Below are 249 nucleotides of genomic sequence, written 5' to 3' on the forward strand. Positions count from 1 at the left end.
CAGAAACACCCAACGCGCGGTGGGGGATTGTGTCGGTTTGTTCTTCATATCGGGGAAAAACGGCACATTTTGTTTCAATTCATGCCGAATTTTATGCTCCAGCGCCGCATAGACCATGAGACAACATGTCATCACCATTAACAGCGCTTCTATCCGCTCCGGTTTTTTCAGGAAAATGGCAGACGTCAGGAATTCCGGACTTTTCAGGAAGCGAAAACCCCGTTCCACCTTTTGTTGTGCCTTATAATT

The 249-nt window shown here is 47.0% G+C and carries 1 pseudogene; it reads right to left on the reverse strand.

Annotation, left to right across the window (positions count from 1 at the left end):
* Positions 1-249 (reverse strand): annotated as a pseudogene (locus SLS51_RS23730) (IS1634 family transposase); the annotation flags it as partial.

Origin of the sequence: Photorhabdus africana, from assembly GCF_035181445.1 — a bacterium.
Classification (GTDB): domain Bacteria; phylum Pseudomonadota; class Gammaproteobacteria; order Enterobacterales; family Enterobacteriaceae; genus Photorhabdus; species Photorhabdus laumondii.